Below are 19,339 nucleotides of genomic sequence, written 5' to 3'. Positions count from 1 at the left end.
TCGCCCTTAACCATTAGCGGAGCATTTCAGCCCCGGACATTGCGTGTGAAGGCGGGGACTAGAAGGCATGAGCGTCGACATTGGTAATCTGCCGCGCCTTAGCGACGAGCAGGTCAACTCGCGGCTGAAGGCCTACAGCGACGGCGGCAAATTCCAGGATTCGCTGCGCTGGCTCTGGGGCCAGGCCGGTGACGTGATCGAGGAATGCTCACGCCGCCATTTCGGCGAAGAAGCCGTCAAATTGAACCGCGCCTATTTCACCATGAAGGTCGATTCCGCCTGGGTTCGCGCCGTCGCCGAGCAAGGCGTCCAGCTGTTCGTGAAGAAGAAGAGCGTGCCGGAGTTCGTCGCGTCCCACGCTGACATGTCGCGCGATGTGATTGCCGAATTCGAGACTCGCTTCGAAGGCAAGACCGAAGACCGGCTGACCGCGATCGATGCGTTCAGCCGCGCGCTTGCCTATGCCGAGGATATCATCCTTGCCCAAATCACCGTTCTCGAAGCCTGCGAAGCGGCCGATGCCCGCGGCAAGCAGAACGAAGAGTTCGAACGTCGCGTCGGCGAGTTGTTCCGCGCAAGCAGCGACCAGTCCAAGTCGCTGACCGAGCGCACTCGCTCGACGGCCTCGTCGGCGCGCGGAATGCTCGGCAAGACAAGCGAAGTTGCCGCTGCCGCGGAACAGTCGGCCGTCGCGATGCGCGAAGCTGCGCAAACCGCTGCTGGCCTCATTCGCGCCATCGAGGACGCTCGCTCAGAAGTCGAAGTCGCCGCCGATGTCGCCATCCGCGCCGGAGACCAGGCCAGCGAGGCCGTGAAGGTCAGCCAAGCTCTTTCGGGACACGTCGAAGCGATCGAATCCATCCTCGGCCTGATCCGCGACATTGCGGGCCAGACCAACCTTCTCGCCCTCAATGCCACCATCGAGGCGGCCCGGGCCGGCGATGCCGGCCGCGGTTTCGCTGTCGTCGCACAGGAAGTGAAGAGCCTCGCCTCGCAGACGGCTCGCGCCACCGACGACATCACTGCCAAGATCACGGCCATCCAGCAGGCGACCAAGCAGACGGTGGAAGCCAACGGCTCGATCCAGGGCACGGTCGAAGAGGTTCAGACCTCGGCCGACCGCATCCGCCAGGCCATGGAGCTTCAGGCGCAGACCGTGACGATGATCACCGCCGCCGTCGACGAGACCGCGCTGGCCGCGGACTCGATGAGTTCGACGATCGCTGCGATCCGCACCGACACCGAGAATGTCGCCAAGGACATCGATCAGGTCGAACAGGGCTTCGGCCGCTTCGCCGAGCAGATTTCCGACTTCACCTCGAAGACGAAAGAGTTCGTTACCCGCGTCGCGGCGTAATCTCCCGCTTTCGCGGGCGTGACGAAACAACGGTGCGGCGCTAACGAGCGCCGCATGAACATCCTGATCACCGGGGCAAGTCGCGGAATCGGCGCGGCGGCTTACGATCTCCTGAAGTCGCGGGGCCACAACGTAGTCGGCCATTCGACCAAGGGTAACGCAGACCTGATTGCCGGCGACCTGATGGACCCCGCAGTCCCACGCGAGATTTGGGAGGCTGCTCTGGAACGCCTCGACGGGCGAATTGACGTGCTGGTCAATAACGCCGGCATCTACGAAGCGAATCCCCTGAGCACTCGAGATCGAGACTGGCGGACCGCTTGGTACGCCACGTTGACGATAAACTTGCAGGCACCCGCCGACCTGAGCCGTCTCGCGGTAAAGCATTTTCAAGAAATGGGCGGCGGCCGCATCGTCAACGTCGCGAGCCGCGCAGGCTGGCGCGGGGACAGCCCGGATCATTGGCACTACGCCGCATCAAAGTCCGCCCTGATCGGCATGACCAAGACCATCGCACGCGCCTACGCGGCTGACGGCATCTACGCCTTCGCGGTCGCCCCTGGCTTCACCGTTTCGGAAATGACCGAGGAGTATTTGAAGGGTCGTGGCGGCGCTGCGGTCGTTGCCGATATCCCACTCGGCCGCGTGGCGAATACGGATGAGGTCGCGGAGGTCATCCGCTGGCTCGCAACCGAAGCCCCCGCCTCCTCGACCGGCTCGACCATCGATGTGAACGGCGCGAGCTATGTTCGCTAGCATTGCCGCAGCCGCGCTTGCAGCCGCAACACCGGCGACGATCGCCGAACATGAGGCCGCCTGCGCCGGAAAGGACGGTTGGAGCGACCCGGCGCCGCCGATCAGGATCTTCGCCAACGTTTACGACGTAGGCACCTGCGGCATCGTTTCGCTGCTGATCACCGGACCGCGCGGCCACATCTTGCTCGACGGAGCGACGGAAGAAGCCGCGCCCGGGATCGCCGCCAATATCCAGCGGCTTGGCTTCCAGCTCTCCGACGTGAAAATCATAGGCGCGAGCCATGAGCATTATGACCATGTCGGCGGCCTGGCGGAGCTCCAGCGGCTGACCGGCGCAACGGTGATGTCGATGCCGTCGGCCTATCTCGCGCTCGAAACCGGCAAGGTCGATGACGACGACCCGCAGCTTGGACTTCACAAGCCGTACCAGCCGGCGAAGGTGGGCATCATGCTCGCCGACGGCTTCGTCGTCCGCCAGGGGCCGCTTGCAATCACCGCCCACGCCACTCCCGGCCACGCGCCGGGCAGCACGAGCTGGTCTTGGCGCTCCTGCGAAAGCGGCCGCTGCGTCACTTTCGTCTACGCCGACAGCGTGAGCGCCGTCTCGTCGGACAGCTACCGCTTTTCCGACCACAAGCGTTACGTCACGACCTTCCGTGAAAGCTTGCGCAAGATCGAACGGATGCAGTGCAGCCTGCTCGTCACCCCGCACCCCGCCGCCAGCAATCTATACGACCGGCTCGCCGGCAAGGCCCCGCTGATCGACGGTAGTGCTTGCAAGCAGTACGCGCAGCGCGGCCGCGCGGCACTCGACGCGCGCCTGACGAAGGAACAGGCGAAATAAGCTACCGGGTCACCATCGCGTGCACGCGCGCGCAGGGCGAAGCGATCGGCAGCGCGGAAGATCTCTTCATCGCCAGCGAAGCACCCCCGGTCGTCGTCGCCGACGAACCCGACGAAACCAAGCCGGACGACTGGGTAATCCACGCTTACTTCGAGGCAGAACCCACTTCCGAAGAGCTGATCGAACTGCGAGGCCTGGGAAGCGGCGAACCCGAGATCGAACATCTCGAGGACAGCACGGACTGGATCACCAAGAGCCAGCAGGGCCTGCAGCCAATCCGCGCGGGCCGCTTCTTCGTCCACACGCCTATGCATTACGTCGACCGACCGGCGGACACGGTCAACTTCGAGATCGACGCGGGCCTCGCGTTCGGCACAGGCCAGCATGCGACCACCGCCGGCTGCCTGGACGCGCTCGACCGGCTGGCCGTCTCAGGCGCCGCTTTCGCGAACATCGCCGACATCGGCACGGGCACCGGCCTGCTTGCATTCGCAGCGCTAGCGCTCTGGCCAGAGGCGCGTTGCATCGCGACCGACATCGACCCCGTGGCTATCGACGTTTCGCGCGAAAATGCGGCCATCAATGGAGTGAAGACCGGACACAACCCGGGCGAACTTTTGCTGGCGGTGGCGGATGGAATGGACTCGCCCATGCTCGCCGCGCGGGCCCCGTTCGACTTGCTGATCGCCAATATCCTCGCCGGGCCTCTCATTGAGCTTGCTCCCACGTTCGCAAAGTCGCTTGCGTCCGGAGGAACGGTGATTCTCGCCGGCCTGCTCGATACGCAGGCCGACGCGGTGGCAGCCGCTTATCAGGCACAGGGCCTTCAACTGATCGATCCCGGCCATGGCGAATGGCCGGTGGTCGAACTGAAGGCGCCGTAAGCAGCTTTTGTCTTGCCTGCGCCCGGTGCCGCTGCAATCCAGCCGCACTGTCTTCTGCAGGTCTCCACGCATGATCCCGATTCTTGCTGCTCTTCTCGCGGCCCAGGCCGCTCCCGCATCTGCGCAACCGCCGGAACCGCCCAAGGCTGGAGCGCAAAAGCCCGCCGCGGAAGCCGAGAAGGAACCTCTGTTCAAGCTGACCGAAGTCGCGTCGACAGGATCGGTCACCGTTGGCGGGCGCCGCATCGGATATCAGGCGGTCGCGGGAACTCTGGTCGTCCATTCAAAAGGCTGGGAAGACACGGACGCGATCGAGAACAAGGCGAAGGCCGGCGGCGATGATGACGACAAGCCCAAGGCCGAAGCGTCGATGTTCTACACCGCTTACTTCAAGAACGGCATTCCCGCTTCCGACCGACCGATCACGTTCCTGTTCAACGGCGGTCCCGGCTCGTCGACCGTCTGGCTGCACATGGGTGCGTTTGGACCGGTTCGCGTACAGACCGCGGACGCCGTTCACACGCCGCCTGCGCCATATTCCGTCGTCAACAACGACCAGAGCCTGCTCGACGCGTCCGACCTCGTTTTCATCGATGCGCCCGGCGTCGGCTTCAGCCGCATTGCCGGGAAGGACAAGGAAAAGGCGTTCTACGGCGTCGACCAGGACATTGACGCGTTCGCGCAGTTCATCACCCAATTCCTCTCGAAATACGGTCGCTGGAACTCGCCCAAGTACGTCTTCGGCGAAAGCTACGGAACGATGCGTGGTGCGGGCCTCGCCCTCGCCCTGCAGAACAAGGACGTCGATCTCAACGGCCTGATCCTGCTGTCCGACATCCTGAACTGGGATTTCCTGCCGGACGATCCACAGATCAATCCGGGCGTCGACTATCCCTATATCGTATCGCTGCCGACCTACGCAGCGACGGCTTGGTACCACAACCGCGTCGCCAACCGCCCGGTCGACCTCCAGGCCTTTCTTGCCGAGGTCGAGGGCTTTGCCACCGGAGAATATGCCCTCGCACTGATCAAGGGGAATGACCTCCAGCCTGATGAGCGGCAGCGGATCGCGGAGAAGCTGTCGGCTTATACCGGCCTCTCGGTGCCGTACCTGCTGAAGACCAACCTCCGCATCCAGTACGGCGCGTTCCAGAAAGAGCTGCTCGCCAACCAGGAGCAGACGACCGGAACGCTCGACACGCGCTTCCTTGGCGCAACGCTGGACCCGCTCAGCAAGGTCGCGAGCTACGATCCGCAGAGCAGCGCAATCAGCGCGGCCTACGTCGGGGCGTTCAATACCTACGTGCGGCAGACCCTCCACTACGGTGAGGGCGTCGAGTTCAAGTCCGGCATCGATATCTACGGCGACTGGGACTACAAACACCAGCCGCCCGGCGCGTCCAAGCCGTTGATTGCGCTACCGAATGTCCTTCCGGACCTTGCCGTCGCGATGAAGCAGGACCCCGACCTCAAGGTCATGGTCAACGGCGGCTATTACGACGTCTCGACGCCCTACTTCGCCGGCAAGTTCGAAATGCGCCATTTGCCGGTGCCCGCGAACATCCTGAGCAATGTCGAGTATCATTATTACGAGTCCGGCCACATGGTTTACGCGCACCCGCCGTCGTTGAAGGCGATCCACGACAATGTCGCGGACTTCATCCGGAGAACGAGCAATACGCGCTGAAATCGGCCAATAATTCGATCGATTCGGGCGAAAATCTTCGGAACCGCGCCTCAGAATCCGAGTTTCTCAGGCTATGACTGCGTCGATCCTCATTGTGGAAGACGAGATGCTCGTGGCGCTCGAGATGCAAAGCATTCTCGAAGACCATGGCTATCAGGTCGCCGGGATCGCGGTCGACCTCGAAAGCGCCATGACCTTCGCCGACGGCACCATCGACCTGGCCCTTGTCGACTTGAACCTCCGCGACGGGCTGACCGGTCCGCAGATCGGCAAGCGTCTCGCCAGTGAGCACAATTCCGGCGTCCTGTTTATCACCGCCAATCCGCTGTTGCTCGGCGACGGCGTCGCGGGCACGATTGGTGTGCTGACGAAACCCACTGACGAGCCGAGCCTGGTATCAGCCGTTACTTTTGCCCTTCGGAAGCGTCAGGGAGAGCCGGCGGAAGCGCCGAAGGCGTTACGCTGCTTCAACTGATCGGATCCGGCTCAGCGCCGCTTCCGGAAGTTCGATCTCCACGCAAAGTCCTTCTACCGGCCAGCGTCGCTCGAGTGTGCCCCCCAACTGCCGAACGATGCTGATTTCGGTCAGCCGGGTCCCAAAGCCATGCAATTGCGGGACTCGGTGAATTAGCGGCCCGCCCTCTTCGCTCCAACTCAGGTGCACACGCCCGTCCCGCAGAGACGAAACGACCCGAACGCGCCCCTCAGGTGTCGAAAGACCGCCATATTTCGTCGCGTTGGTCGCAAGCTCGTGAAACACCAGGCCGATCGGAGTCGCACCCCGGTCATCGACCTGGACGTCGTCACCTTCAATGGTAAGCCGGCCCTCGTCCAGCGCCGGATAGGGGCTGAGGAGGTCGAACAGCAGTTCTTTCAGCGTCGTCGGGCCATCGTGACGCGCGCTTTCTTCGCTGTGGGGCCGGACGTAGTCGTGCGCCCGCCCAAGTGCCGCGACGCGCGACTGCATCTGGCGCGCAAAATCCTTCATTCCCGGAAACTGCCTCGCGGATAGCCCGATCAGGCCGTTCACGACCGCGAAGATGTTCTTGATCCGGTGGCTGAGCTCGCGGCTCAGGATCTGATTGTGTTCAGCGATGCGCTTCTGATCGTCGATTTCGGTGCAGGTCCCGACCCAGCGGACGATCCGCCCCTCATCGTCGCGAACCGGCAGTGCGCGACCCAGGGTCCAGCGAAACTCGCCGCTATGGTGACGCAGCCGGTATTCGATCTCATACGGGTCGCCAGTCTCAAGGCTGTGCCTCCAGCGCGCCCAGGCTCGTGCCTGATCGTCAGGATGGAACATGCCGTTCCAGCCCTCGCCATCGGTTGAGCCTTCAGGAACGCCAGTGAACGAGTACCATTGCGCGTTGTAATAATCGTGCGAGCCGTCCGGCAGCGTCGACCACACCATTTGCGGCATCGCATCCGCCAGCTGCTGGAAGGATATCTGGCCAGCGACAAGCGACGGCGGGTCGGAGATCGATAAACTCACACATTTCCTTCCCGTCCGTCAGCGTGCGGCATGCCCGCTGTCCCGTCGGATCAAATAACATTTATCAGCCGTAGAGAACTCCTACAGCGGATTTGGGTTGCCCGCTCCTATTTCCCAGTCAGTCTGTCGCGTCAGGCGTCGGCGACGATCTGCGCCCATTCCGCTTCGTTGATCACGCGGATGCCGAGTTCTTCGGCCTTCTTGAGCTTCGACCCCGCACCGGGGCCCGCGACAACGAGGTCGGTCTTCGCGCTGACGGAGCCGGCGGCGCGGGCACCAAGGCGTTCCGCCTGTGCCTTCGCTTCATCGCGGCTCATGGTTTCCAGGCTCCCGGTGAAAACGATCGTCTTGCCCGTCCACTCAGTCTGCCTGGCATCGCTCACGAAGGGCTTCGGAGAGACCTCCGACAGCAAATCGTCGAGCGCTTCCCGATTATGCTCTTCGTGAAAGAAATCGACGAGGGCCTCCGCCACGACTGGACCGACGCCTTCGACAGCCGCGAACTCGGCCTGCGCATCCGGGTGCGCTGCCACCCTGCGAAGCTCCTCGACCGTGCCGAAGCACTTGAGCAGGTCCCTGGCCGTGACGATGCCGATTTGACGGATGCCGAGCCCGAACAGGAAACGCGGCCCGTCCGGTTCCCGCTTGGCTTCGATAGAGCCCAGCAGGTTGTCGACCGACTTCTCCTTCCAGCCCTCAAGGCCGATCAAGGCGCCGCGATGGTTGCGCAGGCGGAAGATGTCTGCGGGCGAATGTAGCCAACCGAGTTCGATGAACTCCGCGATCGACTTCTCGCCGAGGCCTTCGATATCGAGCGCACCGCGCGAAACGAAGTGCCGCAGCCGCTCGAAACGCTGCGCCGGGCAGATCAGGCCGCCGGTGCAGCGGACGTCGACTTCGCCTTCCTCGGCGACGGCCTCGCTCTGGCATTCGGGACAGTGGTCCGGAAAAACGTAGGGTTCGCGAACCTCATCGCGCGTAAGATTCTCGACGACCTGCGGGATGACGTCGCCGGCCCGCTGGATGCGAACGCGGTCGCCAATGCGGAGGCCGAGCCGCTGGATTTCGTCGCGATTGTGCAGGGTGACGTTGGCGACGATCACGCCTCCGACGCCAACCGGAGTCAGGCGGCCAACGGGTGTCAGCTTGCCAGTCCGCCCGACCTGGATGTCGATCGCTTCAAGGGTGGTCTCGGCCTTCTCCGCCGGAAACTTGTGCGCCAGCCCCCAGCGCGGCGCCCTGGCCACGAAGCCGAGCCGCTCCTGCAGGTCTAGGCGGTCGACCTTGTAGACGACACCATCGATGTCGAACGGAAGGTCGGCGCGCGCCTTCTCGATCGCGCGGTAGTGCGCGAGCATGGCGGCCGTATCGTCACAGCGGACGAGCAGGTCGCTGACGGGAATGCCGAAGCTCTCGATCCGCTTCATCGCCTCGAACTGCGTGTCTGCCAGCGGTTCCGAAACCTCGCCCCAGCCATGCGCGAGGAAGCGCAACGGGCGGGCCGCCGTGATGCTCGCGTCCTTCTGGCGGAGCGAGCCTGCAGCGGCATTGCGTGGGTTCGCGAAGATCTTGCCGCCGGAAGCTTCCTGCCGCGCGTTCAGCGCCTCGAAGTCCGCCTTCGACATGTACACTTCGCCACGGACTTCGAGCACGTCCGGAGCGTTCGCGATGTGCTGCGGAATGTCGGCGATCGTTCGGACGTTCGGCGTGACGTCCTCGCCGACCGCTCCGTCGCCGCGCGTGGCCGCGAGGACCAGATCGCCCCTTTCGTAGCGAACCGAGCAGCTCAGCCCATCGATCTTCGGCTCGGCGGTCATCGCCACGAAGGCCTCGGCCGGAAGGTTCAGGAAGCGTCGGATCCGGGCGGCGAAATCGTTGACTTCGTCCTCCGAGAACGCGTTCTCCAGGCTCAGCATCGGCCGCGCATGAGCGACCTTGGCGAGCGCGGTCGTCGGAGCAGCACCGAGCCGCTTCGACGGCGAATCCGGCCTCACCAGCTGCGGAAATCGCTCTTCGAGTTCCCTGTTCTCGCGAACCAGCGCATCATAGTCAGCGTCGCTGATCTCCGGCGCATCCTGGTCGTGATAAAGCTTGTCATGATGCGCGATGAGCCTCGCCAGCCGCATCAGCCGATTGGCGGCCTCCGCCTCGCCGATCGAATCCGCCATGCTCAGCCGAACGTTTCCTCGAGCAGGTTGATGAAGCTGGTCCACGACCGCTCGGCCGCCAATTCGTCATAGCGCACCGCGTCCAGCCCGATCTTGTGCGCATTGGGGTTGGTGAAGCCGTGCCGGACATTGCCAAACGCGTGAATCTGCCAGTCTGCGCCTGCTTCGGTGAACTCCTTGCCCAGGGCGACCACATGGTCGGGCGGCGCCATCGGATCGTCCCAGCCGTGGAAGACCACGATCTTGATGCTGGTCTTCTCCGTCGGCCAATTGGGCGGATCGAGCAGGCCGTGAAACGCGACGGCTGCGGCGATGTCGACGCCGGTCCTCGCCACGTCGAGCGCGCACTTCCCGCCGAAGCAGTAACCGGCAACCACCAGCTGGCCGTCCTCGACCTCACGCAGCCCACGTACCTGCTCGACGATCGCGAGCAGCCGCCGGCGCAATGCCACGCGATCGTCGCCGAGCCGCGTCATTTCCCCGAACATCACATCGCGCGGGGCACCGTGGAATTTCTTCCCGAAAATGTCCGCGACGAAGCCATTGTAGCCAAGCTCGACCAGCTGCTTGGCAAACCCGATTTCCAGGTCGGACACGCCCATCACCGTCGGGATCAGCATGACTGTCGGCCGCGCCTGACTGTCGCGGCGGCCGACGAATACGCCTTCCAGTTCCTCCCCCTCAAATGTCAGAGGAACCGGTGTCTGCTTGCTCATTCGACCTCCTTTGCAAGCTCGGCGAGCTTGGCGACGGTATTCATGTTGCGTGCGGTGCCGACGATCTGCGACGCGAAGCGCAGCTTGGTTGCGGCCATGCCACTTGGATAGTGCACATAAATCTCGCGGGTTCCGAGCGCCATGCGCTCATCGGCGACACCGCGCGCATTTTCGATCAAATCGGCGGGCGGGCTGGCGTTCAGGAAGATGGCCGCGACGGTCGATCCGGCCTCGTCCGAAAAGGGATTCGCGGCGGCGACCTTCTCCATCTCGCCTCGCGTTCGGACGAACACCGGCACGTCCGCGCTCATATGATCCCGAAGCCGGTCCTCGAGTTTGCCCGCCACATCGCGTTCGCCACGGTCACTGGCAAAAATAAGGTTCCCGCTGGCGATAAACGTCCTCGCCCTTTCGAAGCCGGCCTCTTCTGCGATCCTCTTGAGATCCGTCATGACCAGCTTGCGGCCGCCGACGTTCACGGCCCTGAGCAGCGCGACGAAGGCTGTCATGCGGCTTCCAGCAGCCTCGCAGCCTGTGCGCGGGCCTCATCGGTAACTGCCGCGCCGGACAACATGCGGGCAATCTCCTCGCGGCGCTCGGCATCGTCGAGCCGGCGCACCGTGGTCCGGGTTCCCTCCGGGCCGTGCGACTTTTCGATCCTGAAGTGATGGGCCGCGCGCGCCGCGACCTGCGGCGAGTGGGTGACGACGAGCACCTGCGACTGCAGGGCGAGCCGGGCCAGCCTCTCACCGATCGCGCTTGCGACCGCGCCGCCGACGCCCCGGTCGATTTCGTCGAAGATCATTGTGCCTGCGCTGCCCGCCTCAGCGAGCGCGACCTTCAGGGCCAGCACGAAGCGAGACAGCTCACCGCCGCTGGCAATCTTCGTCAGCGGCCCGAATGGCGCTCCAGGATTGGTCGAAACTTCGAACTCGATGCGGTCGGTACCGGACGGACCGGGCTCGGCCTGGCTGAGCGCGGTTCGAAAACGCGCTGCATCCAGCTTCAGCGGCACCAGCTCGCCGGCCACCGCCGCGTCCAGCCGTTCCGCCGCCGCTCGGCGCTGCGCACTGAGCTCCGCGGCGAGGTTCATGAAATGCAGTCGTGCCTCGCTGAGGCTGCGATCGAGGTCGCCAACGCGCGTTCCACCGGCATCGATCTCCGAAAGCTGGGTGCGCATCCGGTCGGCCAGCTCGGCGAGCGCGTCCGGTTCCACCCGATGCTTGCGGGCCAGACCACGGATATCGAACAAGCGTGCCTCTGCGGCTTCCAGCCTGGCGGGGTCGAATGCGAGGGCATCGGAGGCCCGTGCGATCCGGTCTTCCGCCTCGCTCGCCTCGATCAAGGCGCGGTCGAGCGACGCGAGCGCCTCGGCAAGGAGCGGATGATCTGTCGCTCCACGCTCGATCCGGCGGGCCGCAAGGCGAAGCTGCGCAAGCGCCCCGTCCGATCCCCCGATCAGATCGTCGAGCCCCGTAAGGCTTTCGCCGGCCTTGAGCCCAGCCTGCATGGCGGCCCGCTCTTCAGCCAGCCGAGTTTCCTCCCCCGCTTCAGGTGCGAGGGCATCGATTTCCGACAAGGAGTAAACGATGAAGTCGCGATCCCGCTCGGCAGCCTCAAGTTCGGCGCGAGCTTCGGCTAGCTCCGTCTCGATCCTCGTGACCTCGGCCCAGGCTGCCTCAACCCCCGAAACTTCCAGTCCGCCAAAGGCATCCAGCAGAGCGCGGTGACCACGCGGATTGAGAAGCCCGCGCTCGTCGTGCTGGCCGTGAACCTCGACCGCCATTGCGCCAATGTCGCGCAGGAGGCCTGCTGGAACGCTTGCGGGTCCGACGAAGGCGCGGCTGCCGCCGTCCCCTTTCAAGGTTCGTCTGAGGATGAGCGGCTCACCCGCGTCCACCTCGATGCCCTGATCGCCCAGAAGCGAGTGAACGGCATGCGTGCGTGGCAACTCGATCTCGGCGGACACCGACGCCGAATCCTCGCCGCTGCGCACCAGGCCGGCGTCGGACCGTGCCCCTAACGCCAGCCCGAGGGCGTCGAGCAGGATCGACTTGCCCGCGCCAGTCTCGCCGGTCAGCACACCGAGGCCAGCATCGAACTCAAGTTCGAGCTGCTCGACGAGCGCGACGTTGCGAATTGCGAGCTGCCTCAGCATGGCGGGCCCGCGGTTGGGTGCATCAGCCCTGGGGAGCGGTCTGCGGCGCGTGCCGCTGCACGAGCTTGTACGCGCGGTGGTACCACTCGCTGCCCGGATAGTTGCGGCCGAGTACCGCCGCCGCTTTCTGCGCTTCCGACGGAATGCCGAGCGCGAGGTAGCTTTCGACCAGGCGCTCGAGCGCTTCTGGCGTATGGTTCGTAGTCTGGTACTGCTCGACGACCTTGCGGAAGCGAAGCGTCGCGGCCAGCCACTTGCCCGAACGCTGGTAGAATCGTCCGATCTCCATCTCCTTGCCAGCAAGGTGATCGTTGATCAGGTCCAGCTTCAGGCGTGCGTCGGCCGCGTAGCGGCTGTCGGGATAGCGACGGATCAGCTCGCCGAACGAATTGGACGCGTTCTGCGTCGCCGCCTGGTCGCGGGTGACGTTCTGGATCTGCTGATAGTGGCTCATGGCGATCAGATAGTTCGCGTAAGCGGCGTCCTTGTTGCCCGGGTGGATCGTGAGGAATCGTTGTGCGGAGCTGATCGCCTCCGGATACTTCGTCGCCATGTAATAGCTGAATGCGCTCATCATCTGCGCGCGGCGGGCCCAAACCGAATAGGGGTGCTGGCGCTCGACCTCGTCGAACAGCTTGGCAGCCTCCTCGTACTGGCCCTTGTCCAGCCTTTGCTTGGCCAACGCGTACAGGCTGTTCACGTCCCGGGCGATGTAGGCGGTGTCCGATCCCGACTTGTTGCGGGCGCAACCCGCGGCGGGAAGCACGACTGCACAGGCAAGCAGCAGGAGGGCGGGACGGGTCAGCTTCGACGGCATGGAAACCTCATTAGCGCGGGGCCTCGGGCAGGCCAAGCGGGACATGGACGCACTTTGCTTGGCGCCAGATGAACAGTGTCAGACAGCGGCCGGCCCGGGCGCCTTCTCCTCGTCGCGGACGAAGCTGTCGGGCTTGACGCCCAGCCAGACCAGCACCGGCGAAGAGATGTAGATCGACGAGTAGGTACCGACGAAGATGCCGATGAAGATTGCGATCGTCAGGCCGAAGATCACTTCCGGGCCCAACAACAGCAGGACACCGAGCGCGAGGAGGATCGACAGCGACGTCACCATCGTTCGCGAAAGGGTTTCATTGAGCGAGAGGTTGAGCAGCGGTACGATCTGCATCTTGCGGAACTTGCGCAGGTTCTCGCGAATACGGTCGTAGATGACGACCGTGTCATTCAGCGAATAGCCAACGATGGTGAGGATCGCGGCGACCACGTTAAGGTCGACCTGCAACTGCGTCAGCGAGAAGAATCCCAGGGTCATCGACACGTCGTGGAACAAGGTGAGCAGAGCGCCGATGCCGAACTGCCATTCGAACCGGAACCAGATGTAGATGGCAATGCCGAGCATCGCGAGCGCGATCGCTAGGCTGCCGTCCCAAGCCAGCTCTTCGCTGACCTTGCCCGAGACGGTCTCGACCGAATCGACGCGCGAGCCGGGATAACGCTGGCCAAGCATGCCGCGAACCTCGGTTGCCGCCTTGTTCGCCGCCGCTTCACCGCCTTCCGGCCTCGGCAGCCGGATCTGGAAGCTGCGCGGTCCGCCGGTTTCCTGAATGCTTGCATCGCCGAGGTTGAGCGATTCGACATCGTTGCGAAGGGTTTCGACGTCGACCTGTTTCGCGAAGGTCACGCGAATCATCTGGCCGCCGAGGAAGTCGACGCCCAGGTTTAGTCCCCTGACTGCGACCAGCGTCAGGCTGGCCACGGTCGCAATGATCGACAGCACGAGCGCAATGTTGCGCCACTTCATGAAGTCGATGTTGGTGTTGTCGGGGACAAGCTTGAGGAGCTTCATTTCAGCCTCAAATATGGAGGACACGAGGCCGCGTGCGCCGCACCCAAAGGGCGACGAGCATTCGCGTGAAGTTCACGGCCGTGAAGACCGAGGTGATGATGCCGATCATCAGGACGACGGCGAAGCCGCGGATCGGCCCGGAGCCGAAGTACCACATCAGCACCGCCGCAATCACGTTGGTGATGTTGGCATCAAAGATGGCGGTGGACGCTTCCTTGTAGCCCGTCTCGATCGCATCGAGGACCTTGCGTCCCCGCCTCTGCTCTTCCCGAATGCGTTCGTTGATCAGCACGTTGGCGTCGACCGCGGCGCCGATGGTCAGAACGAAGCCGGCAATGCCGGGCAGCGTCAGCGAGGCGTTGAAGATGGCCATGATCCCGAGAATCAGCAGTGCGTTCACGATCAGGCCGTAGGTCGTGTAGATTCCGAACCTGCCGTAGGTGACGATCATGAAGATGATCACAGCCAGCGTCGCGACAACGGACGCGATGATGCCCTTCTGGATCGAGTCCTTGCCGAGCTCGGGCCCGATGGTCCGCTCTTCGATGACGTTCAGCTTCACCGGCAGCTTGCCCGAGGCAAGTGAGACGGCGAGTTGGTTCGCCGTTTCCACGGTGAAGTTGCCGCTGATCTGTGCTTGCCCGCCAAGGATTGGCTCGTTGATGTTCGGCGCCGAGAGCACCTTGTCGTCGAGAATGATCGCGAAGGGCTTGTTGACGTTTTCCTGGGTCACCCGGCCGAAGCGGCGCGAACCGGCCGTATTGAAGCGGATTGAGACAACCGCCCGGCCGTCCTGATCGAACGACTGCTTGGCATCGACCAGCTGGTCGCCGGACACCATGACCCGGCGCTTGACCGCGATGTTCCCGCCGCCTTCGGCCATCGGCAGCACCTGGCTACCGGCTGGCGCGTGGCCCTGCTGGACCTGGTTCGGGTCGGCCGTAAGGTCGACTAGCTTGAATTCGAGGCGAGCCGTCTGCCCGATCAACCGCTTTAGCGCTTCGGGGTCCTCGACGCCGGGGACCTCGACCAGAATGCGGTCGGTCCCTTGGTTGACGACCGTGATTTCCTTGGTCCCCTGCGGATCGATGCGGCGGCGGACGACGTCGCGCGCGACAGTCATCGCGTCACGCATCGCGCGGTCCGAACCGCTCTGCGTGGGGGTCATGATGACCCGCGTCGAATCCATGACCTGGACGTCCCAGTCACGTCCGCCGGTCAGCGCCACTGGCTGGGTGATGGCCCGGAGGCGCTCGACAGCGGTGTCGACCTGGGTCGGATCGCGGACCAGGAAGGACAAACGCCCGCCCGCGGTCGAAATGTCGCCGATCTCCACGCGCGGATTGCGGCGGAGTTCGGTCTGCACCTGATCTTCCATCGCCTGCAGCCGCTGCTTCGCCGCATCGACGCGGTCCGCTTCGAGGAGAAGCTGACTACCGCCAGCGAGGTCGAGACCAAGGTTGATCGTCGCGCTCGGAAGCCAGGTAGGATAACGGGCCTTGAGGTTGGCCGGCAGCATGCTTGGAATGGCGAAAAGGATGCCGACCAGAATGACCAGCGTGATCGACCACACCTTCCAACGCGGAAAATCGAGCATCAGTCGTTCGCTGGCTTGGACGTGCCGCTCAGGACCTGGCTCAACGTCGACTTGATGACGCGAACTCGGACGCCCTGCGAGATTTCGATCTCCGCCTCGTCGTCGGAAACCTTGGTCACGCGGCCGCGAATTCCGCCGCCGGTCACGACTTCATCGCCCTTCTTGATCGCGGCGATCGCCGCCTGGTGTTGCTTCACCCGCTGTTGCTGCGGGCGAATCATCAGCACGTAGAAGATGACGAAAATCAGGAGCCACGGCGCAATGCCGATCAGGATTGCCGAGCCGCTGTTGGGGTTCGCACCCGCTGCGGCGAGAGTTGGCAGGAAAATCTGGTTCATGGGCTGAGGGACAGGTTCCTATGCGGAAGGTCGCGGGGGCGACTATCACGGCAGTTGCGGGGGCTGCAAGGACAGCCCTTGATATGATGGTCGGGGCGACTGGATTCGAACCAGCGACCCCCACACCCCCAGTGTGATGCGCTACCAGGCTGCGCTACGCCCCGACCGAGGGCTGGCATCTAGGCACCGCTCATCCATAACACAAGCCGATGAGACGACGCCGCCACCGCAGAAAAAGCTCATGGTTTCGACGGTTGGCCTTGGCGCTGGCGGCGATTCCACTCGCCTATTTGGTGGCGGCGTTGGTCGGGTCCCTGATCCCGGTGAATCGAAGCTGGACCGAGCCAGAGAAAGGAGTGACGATCTATATCGCCAACAACGGCATTCATTCCGACATCGTCATGCCGGCGAAGGCTGCGGGCCTGGACTGGACGCCCTTCGTTCCCAAATCCGACTTCGCCGGACCAAGTCCTGATGCCCAGTGGATCGCGTTCGGCTCAGGCGAGGAGCGCGTCTATCTCGATACGCCGCGCTGGCAGGATATTCGGCCGCGGACGGCCTGGTCAGCGATCGCCGGCGGAAAGCGGGTAATGCACGTCGAGTGGGTCTCGAACGCTGACTACATGGATCGCGCCATCCGCCTGCGGCCGGAAGAGTATCGCCGTCTGTGGACGTCGATCCGATCCGACTTCCAGCTCGACGGCGAGGGACAGCCGATCCTCATCGACCACCCGGGATATGGCCGCTCCGATGCCTTTTACTGGGCGACCGGCAAGTTCCACGCCTTGAGGACGTGCAACAGCTGGGCGGCCAGCAGACTTCGTCTTGCAGGGGTCAAGACAAGCCTGTGGCCGCCCTTCGTGCAGGGACTCACCTGGCGCTACCGCAAGGTCAGTCCCGACTAAGCTTACTTCGGCTTCTTTGCGCTCTTTGCCTGGTGGTCGATGTCAGCCTTGGTGATGCTGACGACGAGTCCCTTCTCGTTCTTGCCGAAGCTGGCCAGCGGGATTTCCGCCCGGGCTTTTCCGGTATTGAGGACCGCACTGTCTGCCTTCGCGGAGTCGACCTTGCCGACAAGCGCGCCCGTCTGGTCATAGACCGAAGCGCCCTTCTTGAGGTCGTCCGCGGTTGCCGCGGTGACTTGGGTTTCCGTGGTCGTGGTCTCAGTCGTCGTCGTTGCCGCTTGACCGTCAGGAGTGGTCGTCGGCGTCGTCTGAGTGGTTGTGCTTTCCGTCGTCGTGGCCGGAGTTCCGCCCGGCGTCGTTGTCGGCTGCGTTGTCGTCGTCTGGGTCGTCGTCGCAGGCTCGGTCGTCGTCGTCGGCTGAGTCTGCGTCGTCGTCGTTTCGGTCGTGGTCGGCGGGGCCGTCGTGGTTTGCGCCGCCGCGGCGGTCGCGAGCAAGAGGGTCAGCGACGTGCCCAAAACGCTGGATCGAAATTTCATCTGGTCTTCCCTTCCGTTGGTAGGTGGAAGGGCAAACGTCGCTTCGCGCGCGCGGGTGCCCGCTTAACGGCAGACCGTTCTAGGTTCCCGTCGGGCGGCGCCGACCCCCGCGATTACAGCACGTAACGGCTGAGGTCGGCGTTCTTGGCGATGCCTGAGAGCTGCTGCTCAACGAATTCGGCGTCGACGACCAAGGTTTGCCCGCTGCGATCCTCAGCTTCGAAGCTGACGTCCTCAAGCAACTTTTCCATCACCGTCTGCAGGCGGCGGGCGCCAATATTCTCGACCGCTTCATTCACTTCAGCGGCAATGCGGGCCAGCGCATCGATGCCGTCGTCAGCGAACGTGATCGTCACGCCCTCTGTGCCCAGCAGCGCCTGGTACTGCTGCGTCAGGCTTGCGCGGGTTTGCGACAGGATCCGGACGAAGTCGTCCTGAGTCAGCGCGCTGAGCTCCACGCGGATCGGCAGGCGGCCCTGAAGCTCCGGCAGCAGGTCGGCCGGCTTGGCGAGGTGGAACGCGCCCGAGGCGATGAAGAGGATATGATCCGTCTTCAACGGCCCATACTTGGTCGCAACCGTCGTACCTTCGATCAGCGGCAGCAGGTCGCGCTGTACGCCTTCGCGACTAACGGAGCCGCCGCGAACGTCGCTGACCGCGATCTTGTCGATCTCGTCGAGAAAGACGATGCCGTTCGCCTCGGCATCCGCCAAAGCCACACGGTTGATATCGTCGGGGTCAACGCGCTTGTCGGCTTCCTCATCGGTCAGCCGTTGGAACGCGTCGGGCACCTTCAATTTGCGGCGCTTGCCCGGCTGGTTGCCGAACGCCTTGCCCATCATGTCGGACAGATTGATCATGCCGACCTGGCCGCCCATTCCGGGGATCTCGAACGGCGTCGACGGCGCCTCTTGCACCTCGATCTCGACCTCGGCCTCGTTGAGGCTGCCGTCCTTGTACCGCTGGCGGAAGCTCTCGCGGGTCGCCGCGCTGGAGCCCTTGCCGGTCAGCGCGTCGAGCAAACGCTCCATCGCCGCCTCCTCGGCACCCGTGCGAACCGCCTCGCGGCGGCGTTCGCGTTCCATCCGAACCGCTTCCTCGACGAGATCGCGGGCGATCTGCTCGACGTCGCGACCGACGTATCCGACCTCGGTGAACTTGGTCGCTTCGACCTTCACGAAGGGCGCGTCGGCGAGCCTGGCGAGGCGACGGCTGATCTCCGTCTTTCCGCAACCGGTCGGCCCGATCATCAGGATATTCTTCGGCGTCACTTCGTCGCGAAGCTCGGGCGAAAGCTGCTGGCGCCGCCAGCGATTGCGGAGCGCGACGGCGACCGCCTTCTTCGCGTCGTTCTGACCGACGATGTGCTCGTTGAGTGCGGCGACGATGGCCTTGGGAGTGAGCCGGTCCTTTAGCATCTGCGTCCCGCCGCCTTCGGAAATGGTGGTGTGATAGTTCATGTGGAACCTAGATTGGGAAGGTGAGCACGCGCTTCAAGCGGGCGCTATTCGACCGTTTCGATCGTCAGCTGGTCGTTGGTGAACACGCAGACTTCGGCGGCAATCTTCATCGCCCGGCGAGCGAGCACCTCGGGGTCCTGCTCGTAGTCAGACAGGGCGCGTGCCGCCGCCAAGGCGTAATTGCCGCCCGAGCCGATCGCGGCGATCCCGCCCTCCGGTTCGAGCACGTCGCCGTTTCCCGTGAGAATCAACAGGCTGTCCTTGTCGGCGACGATCATCATCGCTTCGAGGTTGCGCAGGTACTTGTCGGTCCGCCAGTCCTTGGCGAGCTCCACGGCCGAGCGCATGAGCTGACCATTGTACTGCTCGAGCTTGCGCTCCAGCCGCTCGAACAGGGTAAAAGCGTCGGCGGTCGCTCCGGCGAAGCCGCCGATGACCTTTCCGCCTTCACCGATGCGGCGGACCTTCTTCGCGTTCGGTTTGATAACCGTATTGCCCAGGCTGACCTGGCCATCCCCGGCGATGACGGTCTTGCCGTCCTTCTTCACCCCGAGGATCGTGGTGCCATGATATTTTTCCATGGACCGGATGTGGGAAG

General features: G+C 63.9%; 19 protein-coding genes and 1 tRNA gene. 7 read left to right on the top strand and 13 right to left on the bottom strand.

From position 1 onward, the window contains the following. The first annotated feature begins 67 nt into the window (after nucleotides 1–67). From ABD928_RS10440 to ABD928_RS10415, 6 genes are all read left to right on the top strand, one after another. Nucleotides 68–1,357: a methyl-accepting chemotaxis protein gene (locus ABD928_RS10440; protein ID WP_345168551.1), complete on the top strand. Its 1,290-nt coding sequence runs from the start codon at nucleotides 68–70 to the stop codon at nucleotides 1,355–1,357. Nucleotides 1,358–1,411: 54 nt separating this feature from the next. Further along, the gene (locus tag ABD928_RS10435; protein WP_187715246.1) at nucleotides 1,412–2,113 is read left to right on the top strand and encodes an SDR family NAD(P)-dependent oxidoreductase; all 702 of its coding nucleotides are present in this window, start codon (nucleotides 1,412–1,414) and stop codon (nucleotides 2,111–2,113) included. Further along, entirely contained in the window at nucleotides 2,103–2,957 is an 855-nt protein-coding gene (bla, locus tag ABD928_RS10430; RefSeq protein WP_345168546.1) for a subclass B3 metallo-beta-lactamase, read from the top strand. The genes ABD928_RS10435 and bla overlap by 11 nt, the downstream gene beginning before the upstream one ends. Then, the gene (locus ABD928_RS10425; RefSeq protein WP_345168544.1) at nucleotides 2,888–3,841 is read left to right on the top strand and encodes a 50S ribosomal protein L11 methyltransferase; all 954 of its coding nucleotides are present in this window, start codon (nucleotides 2,888–2,890) and stop codon (nucleotides 3,839–3,841) included. The genes bla and ABD928_RS10425 overlap by 70 nt, the downstream gene beginning before the upstream one ends. A 70-nt stretch (nucleotides 3,842–3,911) precedes the next feature. After that, the gene (locus tag ABD928_RS10420; protein WP_187715249.1) at nucleotides 3,912–5,528 is read left to right on the top strand and encodes a S10 family peptidase; all 1,617 of its coding nucleotides are present in this window, start codon (nucleotides 3,912–3,914) and stop codon (nucleotides 5,526–5,528) included. Between the two features lie 73 nt (nucleotides 5,529–5,601). Then, nucleotides 5,602–6,003 carry a response regulator gene (locus tag ABD928_RS10415; protein WP_187715250.1) on the top strand — a complete coding sequence of 134 codons (402 nt, stop codon included), beginning with the start codon at nucleotides 5,602–5,604 and terminating at the stop codon, nucleotides 6,001–6,003. On the opposite strand, the gene ABD928_RS10410 is transcribed toward ABD928_RS10415, so the two are convergent. The 10 genes from ABD928_RS10410 to ABD928_RS10365 all read right to left on the bottom strand — a co-directional run bounded on the left by ABD928_RS10410 (nucleotide 5,986) and on the right by ABD928_RS10365 (nucleotide 16,004). Beyond that, nucleotides 5,986–7,020 (bottom strand): sensor histidine kinase, encoded by a 1,035-nt coding sequence (locus ABD928_RS10410; RefSeq protein ID WP_345168541.1) that lies wholly within the window; start codon nucleotides 7,018–7,020, stop codon nucleotides 5,986–5,988. The genes ABD928_RS10415 and ABD928_RS10410 overlap by 18 nt on opposite strands. Before the next feature lie 131 nt (nucleotides 7,021–7,151). Continuing rightward, nucleotides 7,152–9,188 carry an NAD-dependent DNA ligase LigA gene (gene ligA / locus ABD928_RS10405; protein ID WP_187715252.1) on the bottom strand — a complete coding sequence of 679 codons (2,037 nt, stop codon included), beginning with the start codon at nucleotides 9,186–9,188 and terminating at the stop codon, nucleotides 7,152–7,154. A 2-nt stretch (nucleotides 9,189–9,190) separates the two neighbouring features. Continuing rightward, nucleotides 9,191–9,904, bottom strand: coding sequence for a dienelactone hydrolase family protein (locus ABD928_RS10400; protein ID WP_345168538.1), 714 nt, complete (start codon nucleotides 9,902–9,904; stop codon nucleotides 9,191–9,193). Next, the gene (locus ABD928_RS10395; protein WP_187715254.1) at nucleotides 9,901–10,413 is read right to left on the bottom strand and encodes a DUF1697 domain-containing protein; all 513 of its coding nucleotides are present in this window, start codon (nucleotides 10,411–10,413) and stop codon (nucleotides 9,901–9,903) included. The genes ABD928_RS10400 and ABD928_RS10395 overlap by 4 nt, the downstream gene beginning before the upstream one ends. Further along, nucleotides 10,410–12,062 carry a DNA repair protein RecN gene (gene recN, locus ABD928_RS10390; protein ID WP_345168534.1) on the bottom strand — a complete coding sequence of 551 codons (1,653 nt, stop codon included), beginning with the start codon at nucleotides 12,060–12,062 and terminating at the stop codon, nucleotides 10,410–10,412. The genes ABD928_RS10395 and recN overlap by 4 nt, the downstream gene beginning before the upstream one ends. Nucleotides 12,063–12,084: 22 nt before the next feature. After that, nucleotides 12,085–12,879 (bottom strand): outer membrane protein assembly factor BamD, encoded by a 795-nt coding sequence (locus ABD928_RS10385; RefSeq protein WP_187715255.1) that lies wholly within the window; start codon nucleotides 12,877–12,879, stop codon nucleotides 12,085–12,087. A 78-nt stretch (nucleotides 12,880–12,957) separates the two neighbouring features. Beyond that, the gene (gene secF, locus ABD928_RS10380; protein ID WP_187715256.1) at nucleotides 12,958–13,905 is read right to left on the bottom strand and encodes a protein translocase subunit SecF; all 948 of its coding nucleotides are present in this window, start codon (nucleotides 13,903–13,905) and stop codon (nucleotides 12,958–12,960) included. A gap of 7 nt (nucleotides 13,906–13,912) precedes the next feature. After that, nucleotides 13,913–15,502 carry a protein translocase subunit SecD gene (gene secD / locus ABD928_RS10375; RefSeq protein ID WP_187715257.1) on the bottom strand — a complete coding sequence of 530 codons (1,590 nt, stop codon included), beginning with the start codon at nucleotides 15,500–15,502 and terminating at the stop codon, nucleotides 13,913–13,915. Then, nucleotides 15,502–15,840 carry a preprotein translocase subunit YajC gene (yajC, locus tag ABD928_RS10370; RefSeq protein WP_345168528.1) on the bottom strand — a complete coding sequence of 113 codons (339 nt, stop codon included), beginning with the start codon at nucleotides 15,838–15,840 and terminating at the stop codon, nucleotides 15,502–15,504. The genes secD and yajC overlap by 1 nt, the downstream gene beginning before the upstream one ends. 87 nt (nucleotides 15,841–15,927) lie before the next feature. Next, nucleotides 15,928–16,004: transfer RNA gene (locus ABD928_RS10365), tRNA-Pro, on the bottom strand. Between the two features lie 96 nt (nucleotides 16,005–16,100). Here ABD928_RS10365 and ABD928_RS10360 point away from each other — a divergent pair. Further along, entirely contained in the window at nucleotides 16,101–16,745 is a 645-nt protein-coding gene (locus ABD928_RS10360) for a TIGR02117 family protein (protein ID WP_345168527.1), read from the top strand. A 2-nt stretch (nucleotides 16,746–16,747) separates the two neighbouring features. Here ABD928_RS10360 and ABD928_RS10355 read toward each other — a convergent pair whose 3' ends face one another. The 3 genes from ABD928_RS10355 to hslV form a co-directional block, all read right to left on the bottom strand. After that, nucleotides 16,748–17,281: a hypothetical protein gene (locus tag ABD928_RS10355; protein ID WP_187715259.1), complete on the bottom strand. Its 534-nt coding sequence runs from the start codon at nucleotides 17,279–17,281 to the stop codon at nucleotides 16,748–16,750. A gap of 113 nt (nucleotides 17,282–17,394) precedes the next feature. Continuing rightward, nucleotides 17,395–18,699, bottom strand: coding sequence for an ATP-dependent protease ATPase subunit HslU (gene hslU / locus ABD928_RS10350; protein ID WP_187715782.1), 1,305 nt, complete (start codon nucleotides 18,697–18,699; stop codon nucleotides 17,395–17,397). 86 nt (nucleotides 18,700–18,785) lie between these two features. After that, entirely contained in the window at nucleotides 18,786–19,322 is a 537-nt protein-coding gene (gene hslV, locus ABD928_RS10345) for an ATP-dependent protease subunit HslV (protein WP_187715260.1), read from the bottom strand. Between the last annotated feature and the right edge of the window lie 17 nt (nucleotides 19,323–19,339).

The organism is Sphingomonas daechungensis (genome assembly GCF_039543105.1).
GTDB lineage: Bacteria > Pseudomonadota > Alphaproteobacteria > Sphingomonadales > Sphingomonadaceae > Sphingomicrobium > Sphingomicrobium daechungense.
This window is presented reverse-complemented; position numbering and strand designations above follow the sequence as displayed.